The organism is Bacillus sp. LNXM12-1, from assembly GCF_003004375.1.
Lineage (GTDB): Bacteria > Bacillota > Bacilli > Bacillales > Bacillaceae > Bacillus.
The window spans coordinates 942,212-959,590 of record NZ_PVWX01000001.1 but is presented as its reverse complement, the minus strand read 5'-3'; the positions used below and the strand labels follow the sequence as shown (position 1 = coordinate 959,590).

The window sequence follows — 17,379 nt, the reverse complement described above, 5'->3', positions numbered from 1 at the left end:
AGGAATTTGGATGGATTCATCATCAATTTTAAACGTCGCGGCAGGAGCATGCGATGATAAACGGGCTGAGGATATTATTGCCCTTAATATGCAAGGAATCTCACTTGTTGCCGATTATTTTCTCATTTGTCACGGGAACTCTGATAAGCAAGTGCAGGCCATTGCAAGAGAAGTAAAACATCTTGCAGAGGAAAGTGGAATCGAAGTGAAGAAGATGGAAGGCTTTGATGAAGCAAGATGGGTATTGATTGATCTTGGTGATGTCATTGCTCATGTGTTCCACAAAGAAGAAAGAGGATACTACAACCTAGAGAAGCTATGGGGAGATGCGCCGAGAGAAACGCTTTCACTTGGCATTAACTCATGATTTATCAAGGGTTTGCAGGTGTGTATGACGAGCTCATGACACATGCACCTTATGATGAATGGGTTCAGTGGATCCAGCAGAATATCAAACCGAATGCTGCCATTATTGATGTTGGCTGTGGAACTGGAGAGATTTCTCTTCGGTTAGCTGAAAAGGGCCACACAGTCACAGGAATTGACCTCAGTGAAGAAATGCTGGCCTTCGCGCAGCAAAAAGCACAGGCGAAAAGGCAGTCAATTCAATTTTTACACCAAGATATGAGAGAGCTTACGGGTTTTGAGCAAGTCTTTCAAGCAGCGGTTATTTGCTGTGATTCCTTGAATTACTTAAAAAACGAAAATGACGTCAAAAAAACCTTTAAAAACATGTTTCAGCTTTTAGAGGCAGATGGGGTTTTACTCTTTGATGTTCATACACCTTATAAAATGGAAGAGGTATTCCCAGGTTCGACTTATGCCGATCAGGATGAAGAGATCAGCTATATTTGGCAGAGTGATAAAGGGGATGACGTGTATTCGGTCATTCACGATTTAAGCTTTTTTGTAAAGGACGGAGACGTGTATCAGCGTTATGATGAGACACATGAACAGCGCACATTTCCATTTGAGACATATGCGGCGTTCCTTGAGTCCGCTGGCTTTGTACAGATAGAAGTGACTGCTGATTTTACAAATGAAGTCCCTGGGGAATTCGCCGAAAGATATTTCATTTCAGCTAAGAAACCAAAAACCATCGTTTAATGGAACGATGGTTTTTTAAAACCCTTTTTTCGCTTGTTGCAGAGATGATTAATTTCTGCGATCATCAGTAAACACACTTGGCGGGTATTGATGCGCAACCGCTTCAAGGTCTTCATCGAATTTTTCATGGGTGTTTTGAAAGAGGCGGTGAAACATATCTTGAACACCTGCTTCAAGTGCTTTAATCCCTTCACCAGTGACGCCGCCTTTAACACACACTTTGTCTTGCAGTGTCGGAAGGGTATAGACTCTTTTTTCAATCAAACGGCCAAGTCCTACAAGCATATCTTCTGATAAGGTGGTGGCTTCTTCTTTAGAAATATCTGTTTCTTCGACAGCTGCTTCAATCATTTTCTGAACGAGAAAGCTGATAAAGGCAGGACCGCAGCTGACGATATCTGACGCCGCTCTTGTAATCGAATGATGAATCTCAACGGGTGTTGAAATGCAGGAAGCTAACTGTCTTAACGCTGTTTTCGTCGCGACATTGCATGACGATCCAAATGTTAAAAGTGACGCCCCTGATAAAGCGCGGTTCGTAATGCTTGGAATCAGCCGTGCTGTTTGACAAGGAACGATATCCTGAAGCTGTTCAGGATGTACCGGGCTTGTGATGATGACAATGGTTTGGTGCTCTGTTAAAAGAGGGCTCAGCTCTTTTAAAAGTGGATAAATATCAAGTGGTTTGACACAAACAAAGATAAAATCTTTATTCGTGACAGCTCCTGTAAGCTGTTTCGTAACTTCAAGCTCTGGGTGGTTCTTTTTTATATTGAACGCTTTTTCAATGGTCCGGTTTGTGATGGTGATGGATGAGGGATTGACTGCCTTTGATTCAATAAATGCCTCAGTAAGTATGGTACCCATGTTTCCTGTACCGATTATCCCTATATTCAAACGTTCTCCCTCCTTAGACGCATAGGATCTGTTATCTTCTAAACAGTATGTTGAGCAATAGAAAAATATGATTGAAAGAAGCGTGAGCACGTGAAACGACTCATTCCATTGAAAAAATACAGTCTTTATATCGGAGCTGGGCTCATGGTCGTGATCATCATCACTTTTTTCCTTTTCGCAGGAAATAGGGAGAGCAGCAGAGAGCCAAGTGTATTGAAGGAAGATAAAGACATACAAGTCACATTAGAAGACAAACAAGAAAAGACCGATCATGAATCATCTCCCATTTTTGTAGAGGTCAAAGGAGCTGTGAAAAAACCAGGTGTTTATAAGTTTCAATCTGATGCACGGGTAGAAGAAGCGATCCGGAGAGCAGGGGGCTTTACTAGTAAAGCAGACACGATTGAAATCAATCAAGCAGCAAAATTAGAGGACAGTATGATGATTTATGTCCGGAAGCAGGGAGAAGCGGAGAGGCAGACGCAAATAGCAGCTGCTGACGCTCCATCGGGTAATGAAAAGAGTCAAGGTGTCAATGTCAATCAGGCTGATGCGGCGGAATTGCAAACTATTAACGGAATAGGGCCAGCTAAAGCAGAAGCCATCATTACGTACAGAGAGGAACACGGGGAATTTCAACAAATTGAAGATTTGCGGAACATTTCAGGTTTTGGGGAGAAGACCATTGAACGGCTGAAAAGTGAATTGACCGTTAAGTAGAATTGACGGTATAGAAGGAAGGCATGTACACTTAATACCAACCATCATTCTGGAGGGATCAGCTCGTGGAAAGAATTTCATGGAATCAATATTTTATGGCACAAAGCCATTTGCTTGCTTTACGAAGCACCTGTGAGCGGTTAGCTGTTGGGGCGACCATCGTCAGAGACAAGCGTATCATTGCAGGGGGATATAATGGCTCAATTGCTGGTGATGTCCATTGTGCAGATGTGGGATGCTATGTCATTGATCATCACTGCGTTCGCACCATCCATGCGGAAATGAACGCTATTTTACAATGTGCCAAATTTGGTGCACCTACAGCGGATGCTGAAATATATGTCACGCATTTTCCTTGTTTGCAGTGCTGTAAAGCCATTATTCAAGCGGGTATTCGAACCGTGTACTATGCAAAGGATTATAAAAATCACCCATATGCCGTTGATTTATTTGAGCAGGCAGGTGTTCAAACGGAACAAGTTGAACTGGATGAAATGATCATCGACTTAAAAAATCAAGAAAAATTGGCCTTTGTTGCAGATTTAATTGGCAAGTTAAGTGAATCAGGACTTAGTGAAACAGAAATTCGCGTTATGCATGAGAAGGCGAATCAATTATTTACTTCCTATGTTTAATTATTTGCCGTTTGGGGCAATTTCAGCAGCTGTTGGAATTGCTCTGGCTGCATATCATCTTCATATGTATTTCCTTCTCTTTCTTCTCATCATATTACTTCTCAGCCTACTGAAAAAAATTCCCCGGCTCTTTCTAATGGTCAGCCTATGTGGAGCTGTTTATACTCTTATTTTTATGGTTCATGAGTTTTTTGAAACGGATCAACCTGTACAAGAAAAATTTCTTTCCGGCTCCGTTGTGATTGAAAGTATTCCGAAAACAGATGGCAATCGTTTTTCAGCAACTGTGTCAACAGAACATGAACGGCTAGCCGCTTTCTATACCATTCAAACAGAGCGTGAAAAAGAGGCGCTAAAAGATGTAGAGCCAGGTATGAGCTGTCATATGACAGGTGATGTTCGGCCGCCTAAACACGCAACCATTCCTAACGGGTTTCAATACGATCAATTTCTAAAATCAAAAGGCATTAGCGCCATTTTCTTACCGCAGTCAATCAAAGGCTGTACAAAAAAAGACAGACCTTCCTATTATCTTCAAGCGATGAGACAAAAGGGCTTAAAATTCTTAGAAGATCATGTGCCGAAAAACTCTGTAGGCATTGTACAGGCCCTTATTTTTGGTGATCGTGAGTTGATTGATCCTGACACATTAAGAGACTATCAAATGCTCGGCATTATTCATCTGTTAGCGATCTCAGGACTGCATGTGCAAACGCTTCTTGCCTGTTTATTTTGGTGTCTGCTTCGTGCCGGTGTGACAAGAGAGACAGCACGTATTCTTCTATTATTCTTTCTTCCTGTTTATGCTTGTTTGACAGGTGCTGCACCATCGGTTTTAAGAGCTTGTCTCATGGCAGGAATCTATTTAGCGATGACGAGCCTGCCGAAAGAAATGAAACAGCCTTCTGCTGTCGTATTAAGCGCAACGTTTTTACTCTTATTAGCGATTCATCCTCTATATCTATTTGATATCGGATTTCAGCTTTCATTCGTGGTAACGTTCTTTATTTTGTTATCGACCAAAATCTTATCACAAGCGAAAAGTGCAGTGATGCAGTTATTCCTTATATCCTTTGTTGCGCAGCTTGCCTCACTTCCTGTTCTTTTATATCATTTTCAGCAATTTTCTTTGCTGAGCATCCCATTGAATATGATGTTTGTCCCTTTTTATACGACGGCTGTCCTGCCTCTGTCCTTACTCTTTTTTCTTTTGTCCATCATTTATCTCCCTTTTGGACAAGCATTGTTCCAGCTGCTTGATTCGGTCATCCAGCTAAGTCATCAGTTGTCAGCATATATGGCAGTTTTTGATGGGTTTAACTTGATTTTTATGAAATCTACTTGGTGGCATATTCTTCTGGAAGTGAGTGCCATTGTTTTTCTGCTGTTTGTGATGGAGTGCAAAGCTTCTGTGAAATCCTATTCTGTGCCACTTCTTTTTTCTATTGGTGTTTTGAGTGTACACTTTTTTACTCCGAACTTTCTCCAAAAAGGGGAGGTCACGATGCTGGATGTAGGACAGGGGGATAGTTTGTTTATTCAACTGCCCTATCGAAAGGGGCATCTGCTTGTGGATACAGGGGGCAGACTTTCTTTTGAAGAGGAACCGTGGAAAAAAAGACGTAAAGTATCTACGATCGGTGATCAAACGCTGATCCCGTTTCTGCATTCTAAAGGTATAGCAAAACTTGATGTACTGATTCTCACGCATGCGGATCAAGATCACATGGGAGAAGCGGTTCGTTTAATCAACCGAAATAAAGTAAAGCGGCTGGCCATACCAAAAGGCTTTGCCCGAAGTCCAGAGGACGCAAAGCTGCTAAAAGAAGCAGCTAAAAAAGGGATATTTATTGATGAATTAGAAAGAGGAGATCAGCTCCGAGTTGGAGAGCACATATTTGAGGTTCTGCACCCTTCGCAAGACCGGGTGACAAGTAAGAACAATGATTCACTCGTTCTGGCTTTTACTCTTGGTGGGAAACGTTTTCTGTTCACTGGAGACCTTGAACAAGAAGGGGAACGAGACATCATAGAAGCCTATCCCCACCTGCGAGCGGATGTCTTAAAGGTTGGGCATCATGGGAGTAAAGGGTCAACAAGTGAGGAGTGGCTTCGACATCTGGAGCCGTCCTATGCACTCATTTCGGCTGGTGAACGCAATCGTTATCAGCATCCTCATCAGGAAGTTTTGAAAAAACTAAAGGATCATCAAATGGAGGTGTACCGCACAGATCGAGACGGGAGTGTGACCTATGAATTTCTTGAGAAGAAAGGAACGTTTTACACGCAACCTCCATATGATATCTTACAAAATCAATAAAAAAACTGCCAAAACGGCAGTCATTTAGCAATCATGAAGTTAAGATCCAACGAGGTGTATAATTGTTGCCAAAATAAACATTGAGGCGAAAAATCCGAATGTGACGATAAAACCAACGGCTGAGTCGGTCACATCATTCCGCTTGCTTTGAACATTTTTTTCAAATTCATTCATTTTCATCCCTCCTGGCTAATTTTAGTATACTTGAACTCATTTGGAATTGCTAGAAGGTAAAGTAACCGTTTTCCATTTTCATGATCATTTTATGAATATCGTCTGACAGCGAGCTGACCCGGGAGCTTGCACCAGACGTTTACTATAAATGAGGAGGCGGCACTTTCAGCTTCCTCTTTACTAATGTCTTCACACACTTTAGGATAGAGGAGGAAGTGAAAGAGAGGGATTCAATTTATGGTCTTTGAAGTTTGGAACAATTTAAAAAGAGGGGATATCCATCCCGTTTATTGCTTATATGGAAAAGAAACGTATTTACTGCAAGAAACAGCAGCTAAATTAAGACAAGCTGTAGTAGACGAGGAGACGAAGGATTTTAATTACTCCGTCTTTGATATGGAAGAGGTGCCGCTTGAACAGGCTGTGACGGATGCAGAAACCTTTCCGTTTATGGGAGAAAGGCGGCTCGTTGTGATCAAGAATCCTTATTTTCTTACAGCGGAAAAGAAAAAGGAGAAGATTGAGCATGAGCTTTCTGTGTTAGAAGCTTATTTAGAAAAGCCGGCGCCTTATACCATTCTCGTGTTATTAGCACCATATGAAAAGCTGGATGAACGGAAGAAAATCACCAAATTGCTAAAAAAGAAAGCGGCTATGGTTGAGGCAAAAGAGTTAAACCCAAAAGAAACAACGGATTTCACCATTACACTGGTGAAAACAGAAGGAAAGGCGATGACATCTGAAGCGGCTGAGCAGCTTGTGATGCTATGCGGTGGGAGTCTATCCTCATTGTTTCAAGAGGTCAGGAAGCTGAGTACATATATTGGAGAACGAGAAGAAATTGAATTAGCGGATGTCAATCAGCTCGTTGCAAGAAGCTTAGAGCAGAATATTTTCGAATTAATTAACCAAATTGTCAACAGACGCCGCTCTGAGGCCATGCAGATGTTTTATGATTTGCTGAAACAAAATGAGGAACCCATTAAAATATTAGCACTCATATCAACTCAATTTCGATTGATTTTGCAGACGAAGTATTTCGCTCAGCAAGGATATGGGCAAAAACAAATTGCTTCAAATCTAAAAGTCCACCCATTCCGTGTCAAACTTGCTATGGATCAGGCAAGGCTGTTTTCAGAAGAAGAGCTCAAGCAGATTGTCAAAGAGCTATCAACGATCGATTATGAAATGAAAACCGGTAAAAAGGACAAGCAGCTATTGTTAGAATTGTTCCTGCTTCGACTATTGGGCGCTTGAACATAAAAAAACGACCTTCTAAAAAGAGGGTCGTTTTTGTTTAGATGTATAATTGCCAGTCTGTCCTAATGGCTGAGCCGGTCAGGACGGACGTACAGTTAAACAGTTGCCTCATCACTGAGGCGTTGCAAGCATTATGCAGAAAGTCCGTTTACTTGTTTAGCAAGTCTTGACTTGTAACGCGCAGCTGCGTTTTTGTGTACAAGACCAGTTTTAACGGCTTTGTCAATGCGTTTTGCAGCAGAAGAAAGAGCAGCTTTTGCTTGCTCAGCATCGTTGTTAGCTACAGAAACTTCAACTTGTTTAATCGCAGTACGCATCGCAGACTTGATTGTTGCGTTGTGTGCACGGCGTTCGTTATTCGTTTTTGTACGTTTGATCGCTGATTTAATATTTGGCATGTGTTTCACCTCCTAAGATACAACCTAAACACAATTGTCTTAAGGTTAAATCTTCACAATAGAACAAGTTGTATTCTATCAAACACACCTTTAGAATGCAATATAAATGTAAAGTATTTTTCATTGATGAAGCGCTCGAATGTTTCTTTAAAGAGATGGAAAGACTACTGTTAATTACTTGGTGGAAGGAGTCTTTTTATGGAGAAACAGAAACTTGATTTAAGTGCTTATCAAATCCGGACAGACTTGGCTGTTGAAACAAAAGAGATACTAGAACAAGAGAACGATCCGAATGTCGTCAAAAAGGACGGAATTCAAGGGATTGTCGAAAAGGAAAAAGAGGAGCACGGCATCCGTATACGCACAGTGGAGATCACGAAAGAAGGGGAGGAGCTGACCAGCAAAAAGGCAGGAACATACTTGACGCTTGAGGCGCAGGGCATTCGGGAGAAAGATTCTGAGATGCAGGAAAAAGTCGTCGAAGTATTTGCGCGTCATTTTGCTCAGTTTTTAAAAGACCGAGGCATTCAGGCTGATGCGAGCTGTCTTGTAGTAGGACTAGGAAACTGGAATGTCACGCCAGATGCGCTAGGCCCGCTCACGGTTGAAAGCCTGCTTGTGACCCGGCATCTCTTTGAATTGCAGCCGGAAAATGTACAGGAAGGGTATCGCCCAGTGTCCTCTTTATCACCGGGAGTGATGGGACTGACCGGTATTGAAACAAGCGACATTATACAAGGTGTAATCGAGCGGTCCAAACCTGATTTTGTCATTGCAATCGATGCTCTTGCTGCTCGTGCAGTGGAACGGGTGAATACCACGATTCAAATCTCTGATACAGGCATCCATCCCGGTTCAGGTGTAGGGAATAAGCGGAAAGAATTAAGCAAAGAAACGTTGGGAATTCCAGTGATTGCGATTGGCGTTCCAACAGTGGTAGATGCAGTAACCATTGCAAGTGACACAATTGATTATGTCTTAAAGCATTTTGGTAGAGAACTGAAAGATGACCGGCCGTCCCGCTCTCTTGTGCCGGCTGGTTTGACTTTTGGGAAGAAAAAAGTGCTAAACGAAGAAGACTTACCAGATGAGGAAACGCGTCAATCATTTTTAGGTATCGTAGGGACTCTTCCGGAAGAAGAGAAACGGCAGCTGATCCATGAAGTACTTGCGCCGCTAGGGCAAAATTTAATGGTCACGCCTAAGGAAGTGGATACATTTATTGATGATATGGCAAACGTACTCGCCAATGGATTAAATACAGCACTCCATCAAAAAATCTCTCAAGATAACATGGGTTCTTATAATCATTAATCGGTTCTACTTTCTCTAGCTCGCTCATAGTGTAATTACTAGAAAGCGTGCTGGAGGGAGTAAATCATGAAAAAAAGACCCCGCCGTCCTCGACAGTTGGTCGTTGCGATTAATGGAACAAAAGTAGTGAAAAGCATTTTCTTATTTATAGCCTCGCTTGTTGTGGTGTTTGTGATGTCAGGGGCGTTGACATCTTTAAAGCCAGAGCTGAGGCCGCAAGCCTCACTATATGGTGTAGCAGATGAGCTTTCCGGAGCGTTCTTCGCTACATTAATGGGTATGGAAAATCAATATTTCGCCTCAGCAGTCCCGAAAGATCAAAAAGGGTTTCATTTCTCTGGACTGTCACTCAAGCTTGCGACTAGTATCAATTTAGAAGACCCGCGTAGTTTTCTAGGGAGAGAACTCCCAGGTTTTGAACATTTTGATACAAAAATCATCTTAGCGGGTGAAGGAACAGACTATACCAACATGCCAATGGAATCGCCGCCGCCAAGTGAAGTCATCCAAGATGAAAAAGAAGCAAATTTGGCAGAGTTGGACAAGCTCGACAAAGATGTGCCGAAAAAGCCTGCGAAAGAGCCGGACCGGTCGACAGGAAAACGAAAAGCCGTGTACATTTACCACACGCATAATACGGAATCATATTTACCATTTTTAAAAGGAGAAACGAATCCAAACAATGCACGGCACTCAAAAGTGAATGTCACTCTTGTAGGCGACATGTTCGGAAAGGCGCTTGATCAGCAAGGAATCGGGAATACGGTCGACAAAACGGAAGTTGAAAAAAGGCTCCTGCAAAAAGGATTAAAGTATCCTCAATCTTATAATGAATCAAGATTGGTCGTAAAAGAAGCCTTAGCGAAAAATGATGACCTCGAATACTTAATTGATATCCACCGTGACTCAAGAAGAAAGAAAGACACCACTGTCGAGATCAAAGGGAAAAAATATGCGAGAATTGCGTTTGTTGTAGGGAAGAAGAATCAAAGCTATGAGAAAAACCTCAAGCTTGCGACGGAGTTCCACCATTTGATGGAGAAAAAATATAAAGGGCTCAGTGTCGGTGTGTTTGCCAAAGGAGAAATTGGCGATAATGGAATTTATAATCAAGATTTATCCGACAAAGCCCTTCTTTTAGAATTTGGCGGAGTGGATAATAATATGGAAGAATTGAAAAATGCATCCAATGCAGCAGCTGATGTCTTCAGCGACATTTTCTGGGACGCGGAAAAGGTGAACGGCAAAGCAAAGGATGAGAAAAAACGCTCTTAAGGTGGTGACGGTGCATGGGATCATTTATTGGAAAAACCATTATTTTAGGACTAGTCTTGCTATTTGGCGTCTTTTTAGGAATGCAGCAGGCGAATAATGGCATGCTGCAAATGAAGGGTTACCATGACCCGCAATTAAAAGGCGCGTTCTCCATCCAAATGAACGAAGATGAAGAACGAGAAGCCTCTATCTTAGGAACGGCTGTTACAGAAAAGGATCTTGCCGAAAAACAAAAGCAGCTTGAGGAAATAGAGAGCTTTAATGCCTTCTCCAAGGCAGGAAAAGCGCTGTCTGATGGCATGACACATGCAGCCCGTTCTCTTTATGATTGGATGAATGGGAAATAAACAAATCAACACCATATGACTAAAGCCGCTGACCGATGAGCGGCTTTTCTTGATTTCGATTGAATCTTTACAGCCCTATTGATATAATCTAAGCTAGCGCAACCCGCGTTTTATAGTAGGAGTGATAGATTGTGACAGATAAAGAAAAACGATTAGAACGGCAATCAAGAATTCGAAATTTCTCCATTATCGCCCATATTGACCATGGGAAATCCACATTGGCGGACCGTATTTTGGAAAAAACAGCGGCGATTACTCAGCGAGAAATGAAAGAACAATTACTTGATTCCATGGACTTAGAGCGTGAACGCGGCATAACGATTAAATTAAACTCTGTCCAGCTGAAATATAAGGCGAAGGATGGAGAAGAATATATTATGCACCTGATTGATACACCAGGGCATGTCGACTTCACCTATGAGGTATCTCGAAGCCTAGCTGCCTGTGAAGGTGCAATTCTTGTAGTAGATGCAGCACAAGGAATTGAAGCACAGACACTTGCGAACGTTTATTTAGCTCTTGATAACAACTTAGAAATTCTTCCGATTATCAATAAAATCGATCTGCCAAGTGCAGAGCCTGAGCGTGTAAGAGAAGAAATTGAAGATGTCATCGGGTTGGATGCGTCTGAAGCTGTTCTCACCTCTGCTAAGGCGGGTATTGGGATCGAAGATATCTTAGAACAAATCGTCGAAAAGGTCCCGGCACCTGCTGGAGACCCAGAAGCACCGCTTCAAGCTCTTATTTTTGATTCTCTCTACGATGCGTATCGCGGCGTTATTGCGTACATACGAATTGTTGAAGGAACCGTCAGACCAGGTCAGAAAATCAAAATGATGGCGACGGGTAAAGAATTTGAAGTGCTTGAAGTCGGCGTATTCACACCAAAAGCGATGCCGACAGATGAACTCACTGTTGGAGATGTTGGCTACTTAACAGCAGCGATTAAAAATGTCGGTGATACACGTGTGGGGGATACGATCACAAGTGCGGAGAACCCAGCGAAAGAAGCGCTGCCAGGATACAGAAAGCTGAACCCAATGGTGTACTGCGGACTTTATCCAATTGACACAGCGAAATATAATGACTTACGTGAAGCCTTAGAAAAGCTTGAATTAAATGATTCTTCCCTTCAATATGAGGCAGAGACGTCCCAAGCACTTGGCTTCGGTTTCCGCTGCGGCTTTCTTGGAATGCTTCATATGGAAATCATCCAAGAACGGATTGAACGTGAATTCAAAATCGATCTTATTACGACAGCACCAAGTGTTATTTACGATGTGTATATGACAGACGGAGAAAAAATCGTCGTAGATAACCCGTCGAATCTGCCTGATCCGCAAAAGATTGAGAAAATTGAAGAACCATACGTGAAAGCAACAATGATGGTGCCGAATGATTATGTAGGCTCTGTCATGGAGCTTTGCCAAGGAAAGCGCGGCAATTTCATTGATATGCAATACCTTGATGCAAACCGAGTGAGCATTGTGTACGAAATTCCTTTGGCGGAGATCGTGTACGAATTCTTTGATCAGCTCAAGTCCAACACAAAAGGCTATGCGTCCTTTGATTATGAGCTGATTGGCTACCGCCCATCTACTCTAGTGAAAATGGATATCATGCTGAATGGCGAAAAAATCGATGCCCTTTCCTTTATTGTTCACCGCGATTACGCATATGAACGAGGCAAAATCATCGTAGAAAAGCTGAAAGAACTCATTCCACGCCAGCATTTTGAAGTACCAGTTCAAGCAGCGATTGGACAAAAAATCGTGGCTCGTTCTACCATTAAAGCGATGCGTAAAAACGTACTTGCTAAATGTTATGGTGGAGACATTTCCCGGAAAAGGAAGCTTCTTGAGAAGCAAAAAGAAGGGAAAAAGCGCATGAAACAAGTGGGCTCTGTTGAAGTCCCGCAAGAGGCATTTATGGCTGTGCTGAAGATGGACGACAGCACACCAAAAAAATAACACCCTCAAGGCAACCTGCTTTACAATGTCAGCCTTGGCGTTTATAGTCGAAAACAAACAAAGGTGCCGCAGCGATAAACTGCGGCTCTTTACCTGTAAAGAAGGTGTCATCAAATGAAAGCAGCATACATTCATATTCCATTTTGTGAGCACATTTGCCACTATTGTGATTTTAATAAATTTTTCATTAAAACGCAGCCAGTCGATGAATACTTAGCGGCTCTTGAAAAAGAGATGCAGCACACGATCGAGCAAAAGGGCGAGCAAGAACTAAAGACGATCTTTATTGGCGGGGGAACGCCGACATCACTGACCGTCAGCCAGCTAGACCAGCTCATGAACAGCATTCACCGTGTGTTAAAACCGGCAAAGCATCTGGTTGAATTTGCAGTGGAAGCGAACCCAGATGAATTATCACTCGAGAAGCTGCATGTATTAAAAGCAGCCGGCGTCAATCGGCTAAGCTTTGGGGTGCAAACCTTTGAAGACGATTTACTCAAAAAAATCGGACGAGTTCATCAAAAGAAAGATGTCCTCACGTCTTTCCAGCGAGCAAGAGCGGTTGGGTTTGACAACATTAGCCTCGACCTCATGTTTGGATTGCCGCATCAAGAAAAGCATCATGTGATGAATTCACTTGAGACAGCTTTCTCATTAGGGGCAGAGCATTATTCTGTCTACTCACTGATTGTGGAGCCGAAAACAGTTTTTTACAACTTAATGCAAAAAGGCAAACTGCATTTACCGCCGCAAGAACGTGAGGCTGAAATGTATGAGCTTGTGATGGATGAAATGGAGCGACATGGATTAAAGCAATACGAAATTAGCAATTACGCAAAACCTGGCTTTGAAAGCCAGCATAACCTGACCTATTGGAGCAATGAAGACTACTTCGGTTTCGGTGCAGGAGCACACGGGTATGTAGATGGCATCCGAAATGTGAACGCAGGGCCTGTGAAGCATTACTTGGAACTGATTGAGCAAACTGGGTTCCCGTATAAGGAAACTCATCAGGTCACAAAAGCAGAGCAGATAGAAGAAGAAATGTTCTTAGGCCTTCGAAAGATCGAAGGGGTGAAAAGTGCCGACTTCCAAGCCAAATATGGTGTTGCACCAGAAGCTCTTTTTTCCACTGTTCTTGAAGAATTAGAAGAAAAAGGTCTCATTGTAAAAGATGACATCGGCATTCGTTTAACAAGAAAAGGGAAATTGTTAGGAAATGAAGTATTTCAAGCGTTTCTCGGTGAGTTATAATTGACATTTTAATTTGAGTTTGGTAATTTTGTTTATACAATTAGCACTCGTTGAAAGAGAGTGCTAACAGGGGTGATGATGATGTTAACAAATCGTCAGCTTTTGATTCTGCAAGTCATCATTAATGACTTTATTCGTTCGGCGCAGCCAGTTGGGTCAAGGACTCTTTCTAAAAAAGAGGACATCACATTCAGCTCTGCGACGATTAGAAACGAAATGGCTGATTTGGAGGAACTTGGTTTTATTGAAAAGACCCATTCTTCATCTGGAAGAATTCCTTCAGAAAAAGGATATCGTTATTATGTAGATCATTTGCTCTCTCCGCGAAAACTGTCGTCTAAAGAGCTTGTGCTCATCCAGTCGGCTTTTCAGGAGAAAATTTTTGAGCTGGAAAAAACAGTTCAAAAATCGGCGGAAATTTTATCAGATCTCACAAACTATACATCGATTGTGCTTGGTCCAAAGCTAAGTGAAAATCGATTAAAGCAAATTCAGCTTGTCCCCGTTCAGCCAAACAAAGCAGTAGCGATCATGATTACAGACAGCGGGCATGTTGAAAACAAAACCATTACCTTCTCTGAGCATCTCGATGTCTCCGATATTGAGAAGCTGATGAATATTTTGAACAGCAGATTAGCTGGCGTTCCAATGGACCAGCTGAAGGACAGGATGTATAAAGAAGTGGTCATGCTTCTGCGCACACATTTAAAAGATTATGATCACATTTTAGATGCGCTGGGCAGCACATTTACATCGACACAAAATGAATCAAAACTTTTCTTTGGCGGGAAGATTAATATGTTGAATCAGCCAGAGTTTCATGACATCGACCGCATTCGCTCACTCATGATGCTGATTGAGCAAAAGAATGATGTCATGCAGCTGTTTCATCCAAATCAGCAAGGAATCACCATTAAAATCGGTTCAGAAAACAATTTGGAAGCAATGGAGAACTGCAGTTTGATCACAGCCACTTATTCGATTGATCAAAAATCACTTGGCTCCATTGCCATCATCGGTCCAACCCGCATGGATTACGGGCGAGTCGTTAGTCTTTTGCATCATGTATCAAAAGACTTGTCAAACGCACTTTCCAATTTGTATGATGAGTAGGGTGATAAAAGATAGGGGCATTGCCCCTTCGTATTCTTGAATCTTTTGAGGGAGGTGAACACAATGTCAGAAGAAAAACAGACACCTGAGCAAGAAGCAGAGGTTGAAGCACAAGAAGAAGCAGTTCAAGCAGATACTGAGGAAGTAACACATGATGAACAGTCTGCCTTCCAAGAGAAAATCGATGAATTGCAGCAGCTTCTAGATGAAAAAGAAAACAAAATTCTGCGTGTTCAAGCAGATTTTGAAAACTATAAACGCCGTGCTCGAACTGAAGTGGAGACCGTGCAAAAATATCGTTCTCAACATGTTGTCAGCGATCTTCTCCCAGCTCTTGACAACTTTGAAAGAGCGCTTGGAATTGATCCAGACAATGAGCAGACGAAAAGTTTGTTAGAAGGAATGCAAATGGTTTACCGCCAGCTGGTAGAAGCGTTGAAAAATGAAGGCGTTGAACCGATTGAAGCTGTCGGCAAAGAGTTCGATCCAAACCTTCATCAAGCCGTCATGCAAGTTGAAGATGAAAATGTCGATTCAAATATCGTAGTAGAAGAATTGCAAAAGGGCTATAAACTCAAAGACCGAGTTATTCGTCCATCAATGGTAAAAGTAAATCAATAACTACATAATGGGAGGTCATCGATTATGAGTAAAATCATTGGGATTGACTTAGGAACAACAAACTCATGTGTTGCAGTACTTGAAGGCGGAGAGCCAAAAGTTATTGCAAACGCTGAAGGAGCACGTACAACACCATCAGTTGTCGCTTTTAAAAACGGAGAGCGCCAAGTTGGTGAAGTAGCGAAACGTCAATCAATTACAAACCCGAACACAATCATGTCTGTTAAAAGACATATGGGTACAGATTATAAAGTAGAAGTTGAAGGCAAGAACTATACACCGCAGGAAATCTCTGCAATCATTCTTCAACACCTTAAATCTTATGCTGAAGGCTATCTTGGCGAAGAAGTAACAAAAGCTGTAATCACAGTTCCTGCTTACTTCAACGATGCAGAACGCCAAGCGACAAAAGATGCTGGTAAAATTGCTGGTCTTGAAGTAGAACGTATCATCAACGAACCAACAGCAGCTGCACTTGCGTATGGTTTAGATAAAACAGAAGAAGATCAAACGATTCTTGTATACGACCTTGGCGGCGGTACATTTGACGTATCAATCCTTGAGCTTGGAGACGGGGTCTTTGAAGTACGCTCAACTGCTGGTGACAACCGTCTTGGTGGAGACGATTTTGACCAAGTCATCATTGATCACCTAGTAGCTGAATTCAAAAAAGAAAATGGTATTGACCTTTCTAAAGATAAAATGGCGCTTCAGCGTTTAAAAGATGCTGCTGAAAAAGCGAAAAAAGATCTTTCAGGTGTATCTTCTACACAAATCTCATTGCCATTTATCACAGCTGGAGAAGCAGGTCCTCTTCACCTTGAATTAACGCTGACGCGTGCTAAATTCGAAGAGCTTTCTGCAGATCTTGTAGAGCGCACAATGACACCTGTACGTCAATCTTTGAAAGATGCTGGTTTATCTGCTAGCGAGATTGATAAAGTCATCCTTGTTGGTGGATCAACTCGTATTCCTGCAGTACAAGAAGCAATCAAAAAAGAAACAGGCAAAGAGCCTCATAAAGGTGTAAACCCTGATGAAGTGGTTGCTCTTGGTGCGGCGATCCAAGGTGGAGTCATCACAGGAGATGTCAAAGACGTTGTTCTTCTTGACGTAACACCACTTTCTTTAGGAATTGAAACAATGGGCGGCGTATTCACGAAGCTGATTGAACGTAATACAACCATTCCAACAAGTAAATCTCAAGTATTCTCAACGGCTGCTGACAACCAAACAGCGGTAGACATCCATGTCCTGCAAGGTGAGCGCCCAATGGCAGCAGATAACAAAACATTAGGCCGTTTCCAATTGACTGACATCCCGCCAGCACCACGCGGCGTACCACAAATCGAAGTATCTTTTGATATCGATAAAAACGGTATTGTCAACGTACGTGCGAAAGATATGGGTACAGGCAAAGAGCAAAACATCACAATCAAATCTTCTTCAGGTCTTTCTGATGATGAGATCGAAAAAATGGTAAAAGAAGCAGAAGAAAATGCTGAAGCAGATGCGAAGAAAAAAGAAGAAATCGAAGTGCGCAATGAAGCAGATCAATTAGTGTTTACAACTGAAAAAACATTAAAAGATCTAGAAGGCAAAATCGATGAAGAGCAAGTGAAAAAAGCAAACGACGCGAAAGATGCACTAAAAGCTGCGATCGAAAAAGGCGAGCTTGAAGACATCAAAGCGAAAAAAGATGAGCTGCAAACAATCGTTCAAGAACTAACGACAAAGCTCTATGAAGAAGCTGCAAAACAAGCACAAGCTCAGCAAGAAGGCGGCGCTGAAGGTGCTCAAAAAGCAGATGACAATGTAGTGGATGCAGAATACGAAGAAGTAAACGACGATCAAGAGAAAAAATAATCACCTTTACTTTTGAAAAAGACTGCTGAAACGTACTCGTCAGAAAGTCAAAGTCAGGATCTCTTGGCTTTGACTTTTTTTCTTTCCAATGATGAAAGCAATTGAAAA

The 17,379-nt window shown here is 42.1% G+C and carries 17 protein-coding genes; 14 read left to right on the top strand and 3 right to left on the bottom strand.

Annotated elements, in window-relative coordinates; genetic code table 11:
- Window positions 1-10: 10 nt before the first annotated feature.
- The gene (gene rsfS, locus C6Y07_RS05060) at window positions 11-367 is read left to right on the top strand and encodes a ribosome silencing factor (RefSeq protein ID WP_003217467.1); all 357 of its coding nucleotides are present in this window, start codon (window positions 11-13) and stop codon (window positions 365-367) included.
- A complete protein-coding gene (locus tag C6Y07_RS05055) occupies window positions 364-1,107 on the top strand; it encodes a class I SAM-dependent DNA methyltransferase (protein WP_106039274.1) in 744 nt (247 codons plus the stop codon). The genes rsfS and C6Y07_RS05055 overlap by 4 nt, the downstream gene beginning before the upstream one ends.
- 48 nt (window positions 1,108-1,155) lie before the next feature.
- On the opposite strand, the gene comER is transcribed toward C6Y07_RS05055, so the two are convergent.
- The gene (gene comER / locus C6Y07_RS05050; protein ID WP_060596644.1) at window positions 1,156-2,004 is read right to left on the bottom strand and encodes a late competence protein ComER; all 849 of its coding nucleotides are present in this window, start codon (window positions 2,002-2,004) and stop codon (window positions 1,156-1,158) included.
- A 90-nt stretch (window positions 2,005-2,094) separates the two neighbouring features.
- Here comER and C6Y07_RS05045 point away from each other — a divergent pair, with 90 nt between their 5' ends.
- The 3 genes from C6Y07_RS05045 (at window position 2,095) to C6Y07_RS05035 (ending at window position 5,679) form a co-directional block, all read left to right on the top strand.
- The gene (locus tag C6Y07_RS05045) at window positions 2,095-2,724 is read left to right on the top strand and encodes a helix-hairpin-helix domain-containing protein (protein ID WP_106039273.1); all 630 of its coding nucleotides are present in this window, start codon (window positions 2,095-2,097) and stop codon (window positions 2,722-2,724) included.
- A gap of 65 nt (window positions 2,725-2,789) precedes the next feature.
- Window positions 2,790-3,359: a ComE operon protein 2 gene (locus C6Y07_RS05040; protein ID WP_034661371.1), complete on the top strand. Its 570-nt coding sequence runs from the start codon at window positions 2,790-2,792 to the stop codon at window positions 3,357-3,359.
- A complete protein-coding gene (locus C6Y07_RS05035; protein ID WP_106156289.1) occupies window positions 3,352-5,679 on the top strand; it encodes a DNA internalization-related competence protein ComEC/Rec2 in 2,328 nt (775 codons plus the stop codon). Before C6Y07_RS05040 ends, C6Y07_RS05035 begins: the two co-directional genes overlap by 8 nt.
- 39 nt (window positions 5,680-5,718) lie before the next feature.
- On the opposite strand, the gene C6Y07_RS05030 is transcribed toward C6Y07_RS05035, so the two are convergent.
- The gene (locus C6Y07_RS05030; protein WP_012010638.1) at window positions 5,719-5,853 is read right to left on the bottom strand and encodes a YqzM family protein; all 135 of its coding nucleotides are present in this window, start codon (window positions 5,851-5,853) and stop codon (window positions 5,719-5,721) included.
- A 237-nt stretch (window positions 5,854-6,090) separates the two neighbouring features.
- On the opposite strand from C6Y07_RS05030, the gene holA reads away from it, so the two are divergent.
- Window positions 6,091-7,110 (top strand): DNA polymerase III subunit delta, encoded by a 1,020-nt coding sequence (gene holA, locus C6Y07_RS05025; RefSeq protein WP_060596647.1) that lies wholly within the window; start codon window positions 6,091-6,093, stop codon window positions 7,108-7,110.
- Window positions 7,111-7,244: 134 nt separating this feature from the next.
- Here holA and rpsT read toward each other — a convergent pair whose 3' ends face one another.
- Window positions 7,245-7,511 carry a 30S ribosomal protein S20 gene (rpsT, locus tag C6Y07_RS05020; protein ID WP_008342485.1) on the bottom strand — a complete coding sequence of 89 codons (267 nt, stop codon included), beginning with the start codon at window positions 7,509-7,511 and terminating at the stop codon, window positions 7,245-7,247.
- A 198-nt stretch (window positions 7,512-7,709) separates the two neighbouring features.
- On the opposite strand from rpsT, the gene gpr reads away from it, so the two are divergent.
- From gpr to dnaK, 8 genes are all read left to right on the top strand, one after another.
- Entirely contained in the window at window positions 7,710-8,825 is a 1,116-nt protein-coding gene (gpr, locus tag C6Y07_RS05015) for a GPR endopeptidase (RefSeq protein WP_034661368.1), read from the top strand.
- 66 nt (window positions 8,826-8,891) lie between these two features.
- The gene (locus C6Y07_RS05010; RefSeq protein WP_034661367.1) at window positions 8,892-10,100 is read left to right on the top strand and encodes a stage II sporulation protein P; all 1,209 of its coding nucleotides are present in this window, start codon (window positions 8,892-8,894) and stop codon (window positions 10,098-10,100) included.
- Window positions 10,101-10,114: 14 nt separating this feature from the next.
- Window positions 10,115-10,447: a YqxA family protein gene (locus C6Y07_RS05005; RefSeq protein WP_060596648.1), complete on the top strand. Its 333-nt coding sequence runs from the start codon at window positions 10,115-10,117 to the stop codon at window positions 10,445-10,447.
- Window positions 10,448-10,578: 131 nt separating this feature from the next.
- Entirely contained in the window at window positions 10,579-12,417 is a 1,839-nt protein-coding gene (gene lepA, locus C6Y07_RS05000) for a translation elongation factor 4 (protein ID WP_060596649.1), read from the top strand.
- A 114-nt stretch (window positions 12,418-12,531) separates the two neighbouring features.
- Window positions 12,532-13,671, top strand: a complete 1,140-nt coding sequence (gene hemW / locus C6Y07_RS04995) for a radical SAM family heme chaperone HemW (protein WP_066030641.1) — start codon at window positions 12,532-12,534, stop codon at window positions 13,669-13,671.
- Between the two features lie 81 nt (window positions 13,672-13,752).
- Entirely contained in the window at window positions 13,753-14,784 is a 1,032-nt protein-coding gene (gene hrcA, locus C6Y07_RS04990) for a heat-inducible transcriptional repressor HrcA (protein ID WP_034661363.1), read from the top strand.
- A gap of 63 nt (window positions 14,785-14,847) precedes the next feature.
- A complete protein-coding gene (gene grpE, locus C6Y07_RS04985; RefSeq protein ID WP_034661362.1) occupies window positions 14,848-15,405 on the top strand; it encodes a nucleotide exchange factor GrpE in 558 nt (185 codons plus the stop codon).
- 24 nt (window positions 15,406-15,429) lie between these two features.
- Entirely contained in the window at window positions 15,430-17,271 is a 1,842-nt protein-coding gene (gene dnaK / locus C6Y07_RS04980; protein WP_034661361.1) for a molecular chaperone DnaK, read from the top strand.
- Window positions 17,272-17,379 lie beyond the last annotated feature (108 nt).

What these genes read in the sequence shown, in the direction of transcription:
- C6Y07_RS05035 (WP_106156289.1), top strand. Translation starts at nt 3,352, where the DNA reads ATGTTTAATTATTTGCCGTTTGGGGCAATTTCAGCAGCTGTTGGAATT.
- rpsT (WP_008342485.1), bottom strand. Translation starts at nt 7,511, where the DNA reads ATGCCAAATATTAAATCAGCGATCAAACGTACAAAAACGAATAACGAA.
- C6Y07_RS05005 (WP_060596648.1), top strand. Translation starts at nt 10,115, where the DNA reads ATGGGATCATTTATTGGAAAAACCATTATTTTAGGACTAGTCTTGCTA.
- hrcA (WP_034661363.1), top strand. Translation starts at nt 13,753, where the DNA reads ATGTTAACAAATCGTCAGCTTTTGATTCTGCAAGTCATCATTAATGAC.
- hemW (WP_066030641.1), top strand. Translation starts at nt 12,532, where the DNA reads ATGAAAGCAGCATACATTCATATTCCATTTTGTGAGCACATTTGCCAC.
- C6Y07_RS05030 (WP_012010638.1), bottom strand. Translation starts at nt 5,853, where the DNA reads ATGAATGAATTTGAAAAAAATGTTCAAAGCAAGCGGAATGATGTGACC.
- rsfS (WP_003217467.1), top strand. Translation starts at nt 11, where the DNA reads ATGGATTCATCATCAATTTTAAACGTCGCGGCAGGAGCATGCGATGAT.
- C6Y07_RS05010 (WP_034661367.1), top strand. Translation starts at nt 8,892, where the DNA reads ATGAAAAAAAGACCCCGCCGTCCTCGACAGTTGGTCGTTGCGATTAAT.
- holA (WP_060596647.1), top strand. Translation starts at nt 6,091, where the DNA reads ATGGTCTTTGAAGTTTGGAACAATTTAAAAAGAGGGGATATCCATCCC.
- C6Y07_RS05055 (WP_106039274.1), top strand. Translation starts at nt 364, where the DNA reads ATGATTTATCAAGGGTTTGCAGGTGTGTATGACGAGCTCATGACACAT.
- gpr (WP_034661368.1), top strand. Translation starts at nt 7,710, where the DNA reads ATGGAGAAACAGAAACTTGATTTAAGTGCTTATCAAATCCGGACAGAC.
- dnaK (WP_034661361.1), top strand. Translation starts at nt 15,430, where the DNA reads ATGAGTAAAATCATTGGGATTGACTTAGGAACAACAAACTCATGTGTT.
- grpE (WP_034661362.1), top strand. Translation starts at nt 14,848, where the DNA reads ATGTCAGAAGAAAAACAGACACCTGAGCAAGAAGCAGAGGTTGAAGCA.